We start from the raw sequence: 6,476 nt of genomic DNA, 5'->3' as shown, positions 1-6,476 counted from the left end.
CACCAAGGGAGTGCCTTCCTATCGAGTGAATCTTGGACCGTCGCAAGCCCAATTTTCCCTTACAGGACAGGCACTTCCTCCATTTTCAGGCCAGTTCTACATCACATTGCGCGAAAGACCCAGGTTAGTAGCCGACGAAGTACCACTTGCCCCCGAAAACGCTGGCATCGAAGCAGTCGCCGACCGGACCGTTCCACAATGCCCTCGCGGTCAGGCAATTTTGTTCATGGGTAAACGGGCCGAAGACCCATTCCTCTGTGACGGTCATGGTGATCGGAATATCCGAGATACTTGTCGACGCTCCGGCGGCCGCCGCCGCCGAATCCAACGCGACATTTTCTGTCGCGATGGTGGCAGCAAGAATCATCACCGAAATCAGCTTCGTAACGCTCGACATTTCTTCTCCTCGATTGCCTCTACAGTGGTTGTGATACCATCTCCGCTCCTTGCGCTGGGCGCGACGAAGAAGCGGGCGCTACGGCCAACTGGCTGCAATTACTGGCTGGCAGGACAATCTCGCACACTGGTCGCCCATGTCGACAATTCGCCTGTTCCTCTGCTGTCGGATACCGATCTGCGGGTGGTCGCACGCCCACTTTCGGGGCTCGGTGCCGGGACGACATCGGCCAGGTGGCCGACGTTGTGGCGAGAATCGCCGAGCTGGCATCCTGGCCACCAGTCGGATGCCGAGGTCTGGCCGCGAAGAAGATCTGTCCAGGGGAGCGATCAGGCTTCGCCGCGGTACCGAGAATGGGGAGATGGCAAGTGCAACACGGCATTCCTGAGTCGAGTCGCGGCACCATGCCGGATCTCCCGGTCCAGCTGACAAGCTTCGTGGGCCGGGACATCGAGCGGACTCACGTGGAAAAGGCACTGACCGAGCGTCGGCTCGTCACGCTTGCCGGCCCTGGTGGCATCGGCAAGACCAGGTTGGCTGTGGCCGTGGCGGAGGCATCGGCCCACCGGTACGTGGACGGCGCGTGCTGGGTCGATCTGGGGTCGCTGGTCGACCCAGAGCAGGTCACGCGAACCGTGACAGCAGCTACGCAGGTCCTCGTACACCCCGCCGGCGACCCACGGCGGGCGCTGGTCGCGCAGCTGAAAAATCGGCAGCAGCTGGTTTGCTTGGACACCTGCGAGCACCTCCTCGTGGCCTGCGCCGAGTTGGTCGACCTGTTGCTACGCGGCTGCCCGGGTGTGTCGGTGCTGGCGACCAGCCGCGAGCCGCTGGGAGTTTCCGGCGAAGCAGTGTGGCGTGTTCCGCCCATGGGCATGGAGTCCGCGTCGCGGCTCTTCGCCGATCGAGCGGCCCTCGTGGTCCAGGACTACGTCGCGGGCAAAAGCGTGGAGCAGGAAATCTGCGAACGGCTCGACGGTGTTCCGCTGGCGATCGAACTCGCGGCGGCCTGGGCGGGAGTACTGGCTCCCGGCGAGATCGCGGCGCGGTTACGGCACCGGTCGACGCTGCTGCCCGGTGGCCCGCGGCTGGCCCCCGAGCGACACCGTTCGCTGACGGCCTCGCTGGCATGGAGCTACGACCTGCTCGATGAAACCGACCGCGAGCTGTTTCGCGGGATGGCCGTATTCGCGGGCGGATTCGACCTCGATGCCGCGAGTGCGGTGTGCACGGGGGGCGCGGAAGTGTTGGACGGCGTTCGGCGGCTGGTCGACAAGTCTTTGCTGGCAAAGGTCAACACCCCGACGGGTGCCCGCTTCCACATGCTGGAAACGATCCGTGAGTACGCTTCGGATCGTCTGGAGCAAGCCGCGGAATCAACCGAGCTGCGACGTCGGCATCTCGAGTACTACCTCGGATTCGCCCGGGTCGCGGAAGCAGGCTTCGAGCGCGATCAGGATTACTGGCGTATCGCGCTGCACGCCGACCATGACAATCTGCGTGCCGCCCTCATCCGGGCGCTCGACGAGTATCCGGGACACGGACGCGAACTCGCCGCGGCCCTCAGTCGCTTCTGGTTCGTCTGCGGCCACACGAACGAAGGCATGGGTTACCTGCGGCGGGCGATCGACCTGGCCCCCGACGACCGAACGCCGTTGCAGGCCGCGCTGTTGTCCGGCGCGGCCGCGATGGCCGTGGGCAACGCCGACGGAGCGGAAGCCGCAGAACTGGCCGAACGGGGCATCGACATCGCAGGCGTCGGCGACCGGCATCGGGGACGGTGCCTGACGTGGGCCGCGCACCGCTGGCTGTACTTCGACTCCGACGCTAGTCATGACCTGGCGAGCGAAGGCGGCCGGTCGGGCGTTCTCGCGGACGACCCATTCACCGTCGAGCACGCCGCGATTCTGCGAGCACGGACACTCGCCAACCGTGACCGGCATGCCCAAACGCGTACGGAAATCGGTGACGCGCGCCGGCAAGCGCTGGCGCGAGGCGACCGATGTACAGCCGCCTTTGCCGTCGGCATCGAGATCTGGGCGGATCTGTTCACCGGCGAGGTCCCCAGTGCCGTCAGTGCCAGCCGGGAGGCCCTCACCTTGGTCGAACCGCTTGGGGATCACTTCGCCGTCGGACACATCACGGTCAACTTGGCGTGGGCCTTGGCCCTGTCCGGAGACTTCGACGGAGCCCGCGCCGCGATCGAGCCGGTACTCCGCTCGGTCAGCGACACTGTCCCCGAACTGTTGCGCTGCTTCGCGGTGATCCCTGGCCTGGTGGATTTGTGGCAAGGGCGCCTCGACGCTGCCCACCACTGGCTGACGATCGCCTCCCGTTTCGCCGAGCCGGCGACGGACAACTGGCATGTGGCGCAGGTGCTGCCCCCGCTGGCCGAGACGCTACGTCGCCTGGGAAGGCCCGGCGAAGCACGTGTTGTCGCCGAGCGCGCCGTGGCGTTGGCCACGACGCTGGACGTTCCCCACGTCCAAGCCGAAGCTCTCGACGAACTCGGGTACCTGGCCAGGGACAAGGGCAGCGGGGGCGAGGCCGCACGGCTCCACCATCGGGCACTGGACATCCGCGTCGAGCACGGTTTGCGCACTTTCTGGCCGGACAGCTTCGACGCGCTGGCAGGCGTGACGCGTGATCCAGCGGTCGCGGTCCGGCTACTCGCCGCAAGCGAAAGCGGGCGCGTCGCGGTGGGCCGCGGGTTTCGCCCGGTCGACGATGCGGGGCACACCGCAACGGTGACCACGCTGCGCGCGAAAATCGATCCGGACACATTCGCCGAAACATGGTCGGCGGGCATCGAACTCACCCTTGATGAAGCCGCGGACTACGCGTCCCGCCAGCGCCGTGGCAGATCCTCCGGCACAGGCTGGCAGAGCCTGACGCTCACCGAACGGCAGGTCGTCGATCTAGTCGTGGCCGGGCAGACCAACCCCGAGATCGGCGCACGGCTGTTCATGAGTCGATCGACGGTCAAGACACACCTCGCCCACGTCTTCGCCAAGGTGGCCGTCGCCAACCGGGCGGAGCTGGCGGCTGCGGCGGGACGAAGGCACGCGGTGGACGTCGACGCCGAGGCGGCGAAATCCGGGTTCCCCCATCGATGAGCGGGTTGTCAGCCGGCAGGCCAGTTCGTCGGACGGCGAGGCTGTGGGGCAGATCTGGCCACCTGGCCGATGCCTGCCCTTGCCCGAACGGCGAGGCTGACCGATGCTGGTCAGTGTGGTGACCACGTAATGCCATCTGGGGGTCTCATGTTCAAGCGAGTCGACAATCGTGCCCTGAACCCGCGGGAATCGGTCCGGCCTGCCGGGCAATCTCGCGTTTCCGGCGTGCGGAACGATGAGAGCTGACAGTGTCGAACACCATGGACGATTCTCCGGACGCTTCCGGCCCGCCGTATCCTTACCCGAGCCCGTTGCCCGCCGAGGCGGAGCAGGCGCACCTGCGGGCAGCTGCCCGTCAGCAGACCAGCATCAACAAGTGGAACGGCCTGGTGCTGTTCCCCGGCATCACCTGTGCCGCGATCTCCATCGTCTGGGGCAATGGCCGCAGTTCCGGTCCCGGTGATCAGTCACTGTGGGAAAGCAACCTGGCGCTCGCGCAACTCCTGCTATTCGCCGGTCTCTTCCTGATCGCGCTCGCGACGGTCCAGATCGCGCGACGGGCGTCGAGGAAGGGCAAGCACGTCAGGTTGCTCAGGGCCTATGGCGTACCGCTGGACAGCCTCGGCGTGAAAATTCAAGCGCCCGAACAGGGCTGATGTGGAGAATGTCTTGATACCTGGAGCCAAGCTCAAATGACCTATCCTTCTCAGCCGGGGCAGCCCTATGGCCGACCGCCGTACACAGGGCACGCGTCCTCTATGGGATACGGCACTCCGCCGCCGAAGAAAAGCCTTGCTTGGCTGTGGATCACCCTTTCCCTGATCCTGGTCTCGCTGACCGCACTGGGGATCACCGCTTTCGTCGTGCCTGGGTTTCTTCTCGCCGCCGACCCGAGGGACACCGCGAACACCATCGTCAACGGGTTCAACACCAAAAACGCGGAGACACTGAATTCGGTCAAGTGCGCCGACGCGGAACCCCGGGTGCACCGCGCCGCCGGATACGTCGGCGACGTCGATCATGCCATGCTGGTGAACCCCAAGTCAGCCGGTGAAACCAAGAGTTTCGAACTGGCGCTGACCGATCGCGACGGCAAAGTCTTCGACATGCGGATCGGACTCAAGAAAACAGGTCGAAAATGGTGTTGGAACGATGTAGGCGCCATGGGCAGGCCTGGTAATCGAGAATGAGCCGCCGCTCCGGCGAATTCCTGCAGAAAACGTTCCTGTTTGGACTGTGCCGGGTCGGCTCGGGTCGACGAGGCGATCGTGCTGGGCGCGTGTCCGATGCGGGCGTCGGATGATGATCGCCGCGACGGTGTCGTCGTCGGCTGCACCCGGCGGCCTCGGCGACTAGCGCGTGGGCGAGGACGGCGAGGGCGCGGCCAACGGTTCGCCCCGTGAGGTCTCGCAGCCCGGAACCGGCTCGAACACGGCAATGCCCGGGGCGTTTCGCGGCCCTCTGATCGGTGGTTGTCAGGATTGCCGGGTGTGGTCGGGGCAGCAATGGGAGGTCGGCCAGCGGAGTTCCGCTACGCCGTCGCGGCGGGCCAGTTCGGTGATGTAGAGCTGCACGTCGACGAGGTCGGTCGGGGCATTTTCGCGGATGCGGTCGACCGCCGACGCGACCTCCTCGACCCACCAGGTGCTGGCGAGGCTGTGCGCGTCGACGTCGGCGGCCTCGCCGTCGCGTTGGCGTCGGAATCCCCAGGCGAGTGCGGAGTCGGCCAGTCGTGACCAGTCCGCGGGGCGGTCGAGCCACAGGTCGCGGCGGACAGGCTCGGGCAGCGGGACCTCTTCCAGGAATCGCCGTTCGGCTGCCTTGGCGGGAAGGTCAGCGGCCGACACACAACTGCACACGTACGCGACGGAGCAGATCCGCCGGACGTTGGCGGGGATGTGGGTCCAGCCCTGTTCTCTGGCCGCGGCCACTCGATGGTGCCCGTCGGACACGAAGTAGAGCTGCCCGAGCCGTACGACCTCGACAGGCGGAGGAGCGTCCCCGGCACGAAATCGCGCGAGGACGGACTCGTATCGGGCTGTGCGCCTGCGGGGCCTGAACCGATGATCGAAATCCTCGGAGCGGGACACCGAGCCAAGCACCTGAGGCAGCGGAACCTCGCCCGCGTACGTGCCCATGGCTCCGTCCCCGCCCACCGCCTCCAGCGCATCGGCGAAGGGAATCAGACCAGGCTGCCGCCGTCGACTCACTGACTTCCACCAGTTCATATCGCGTGATCTACCCGCCCCCGCCGCGCTGTAAGCGCCGCGGGGACGGGGCGGTAGCCGAGCATCGCCGCGACGGCTGGTCTCGGCGCCAGCCCATCGGCCAAGGTTTCCGGCAGCCGATGCGTCAGATCGCTGTGACGCCCTGGGCCTGCGGGCCCTTCTGGCCCTGGCCGATCTCGAACTCCACGCGCTGCCCTTCATCCAGGGACTTGAACCCGTTGCCCTGGATCTCCGAGTAGTGCACGAACACGTCCGGCCCGCCACCGTCCTGCTCGATGAAGCCGAAGCCCTTCTCGCTGTTGAACCACTTCACACTGCCCTGAGCCATACCTGCACCTGCTCCTTTTCGTGCGTCAGAGCCCTGACGATGCCCTGATCTTGAGAGCCATTGTCGCAGGCGGCAGCCCATCTGCGCACCTGTCAGGACCGAGACAGGCGGCATCGTGTTGGTGGCCAGGTTGAACTCCCCGCTGACGGCCGGTTAGCGGGGAGTAATCCGGCCGCCCGCTCGGCTACGGAGCGTGGCTCTCGACAGATGCGGCCGTAGCCCGTGAAGAGCTGCCCGCCCGTCGGCTGGAGTGGCTTCGATCTATCGGTTGCCAAGACCGAGGGACCACCATGTCGCCGGTCGTGGGACCACGGACACCAGCGCAGAAGTGGAACGGGCTACCACGCGGTTCGTTGGGCCGCCGCCGCGTTCTTGAACGACCGCTCCGCGGTACGAGCGCGCGTTCT

6 protein-coding genes are annotated in these 6,476 nt (G+C 66.2%); 3 read left to right on the top strand and 3 right to left on the bottom strand.

Annotation, left to right across the window (positions count from 1 at the left end):
* Positions 1 to 124 precede the first annotated feature (124 nt).
* Positions 125 to 397: a hypothetical protein gene (locus ACM6LU_RS37655; protein ID WP_414942644.1), complete on the bottom strand. Its 273-nt coding sequence runs from the start codon at positions 395 to 397 to the stop codon at positions 125 to 127.
* A 404-nt stretch (positions 398 to 801) separates the two neighbouring features.
* On the opposite strand from ACM6LU_RS37655, the gene ACM6LU_RS37650 reads away from it, so the two are divergent.
* The 3 genes from ACM6LU_RS37650 (at position 802) to ACM6LU_RS37640 (ending at position 4,703) form a co-directional block, all read left to right on the top strand.
* Positions 802 to 3,513, top strand: coding sequence for a helix-turn-helix transcriptional regulator (locus tag ACM6LU_RS37650; protein WP_414942643.1), 2,712 nt, complete (start codon positions 802 to 804; stop codon positions 3,511 to 3,513).
* A 260-nt stretch (positions 3,514 to 3,773) separates the two neighbouring features.
* Positions 3,774 to 4,169, top strand: coding sequence for a hypothetical protein (locus ACM6LU_RS37645; protein ID WP_414942642.1), 396 nt, complete (start codon positions 3,774 to 3,776; stop codon positions 4,167 to 4,169).
* A 36-nt stretch (positions 4,170 to 4,205) separates the two neighbouring features.
* Positions 4,206 to 4,703 (top strand): hypothetical protein, encoded by a 498-nt coding sequence (locus ACM6LU_RS37640; RefSeq protein ID WP_414942641.1) that lies wholly within the window; start codon positions 4,206 to 4,208, stop codon positions 4,701 to 4,703.
* A gap of 285 nt (positions 4,704 to 4,988) precedes the next feature.
* Here the strand turns inward: ACM6LU_RS37640 and ACM6LU_RS37635 are convergent, their stop codons facing one another.
* Together ACM6LU_RS37635 and ACM6LU_RS37630 are read right to left on the bottom strand one after the other, a co-directional pair.
* Positions 4,989 to 5,651, bottom strand: a complete 663-nt coding sequence (locus ACM6LU_RS37635) for a hypothetical protein (RefSeq protein ID WP_414942640.1) — start codon at positions 5,649 to 5,651, stop codon at positions 4,989 to 4,991.
* Between the two features lie 214 nt (positions 5,652 to 5,865).
* Positions 5,866 to 6,069 (bottom strand): cold-shock protein, encoded by a 204-nt coding sequence (locus ACM6LU_RS37630; RefSeq protein ID WP_276367717.1) that lies wholly within the window; start codon positions 6,067 to 6,069, stop codon positions 5,866 to 5,868.
* Positions 6,070 to 6,476: the final 407 nt, after the last annotated feature.

The organism is Amycolatopsis sp. cmx-11-51, from assembly GCF_047608665.1.
Taxonomy (GTDB): domain Bacteria; phylum Actinomycetota; class Actinomycetes; order Mycobacteriales; family Pseudonocardiaceae; genus Amycolatopsis.
This window is presented reverse-complemented; position numbering and strand designations above follow the sequence as displayed.

Excerpts from the sequence above, each read along its gene's own strand:
- ACM6LU_RS37655 (WP_414942644.1), bottom strand. The coding sequence starts at position 397 with ATGTCGAGCGTTACGAAGCTGATTTCGGTGATGATTCTTGCTGCCACC.
- ACM6LU_RS37650 (WP_414942643.1), top strand. The coding sequence starts at position 802 with ATGCCGGATCTCCCGGTCCAGCTGACAAGCTTCGTGGGCCGGGACATC.
- ACM6LU_RS37645 (WP_414942642.1), top strand. The coding sequence starts at position 3,774 with ATGGACGATTCTCCGGACGCTTCCGGCCCGCCGTATCCTTACCCGAGC.
- ACM6LU_RS37640 (WP_414942641.1), top strand. The coding sequence starts at position 4,206 with ATGACCTATCCTTCTCAGCCGGGGCAGCCCTATGGCCGACCGCCGTAC.
- ACM6LU_RS37635 (WP_414942640.1), bottom strand. The coding sequence starts at position 5,651 with ATGGGCACGTACGCGGGCGAGGTTCCGCTGCCTCAGGTGCTTGGCTCG.
- ACM6LU_RS37630 (WP_276367717.1), bottom strand. The coding sequence starts at position 6,069 with ATGGCTCAGGGCAGTGTGAAGTGGTTCAACAGCGAGAAGGGCTTCGGC.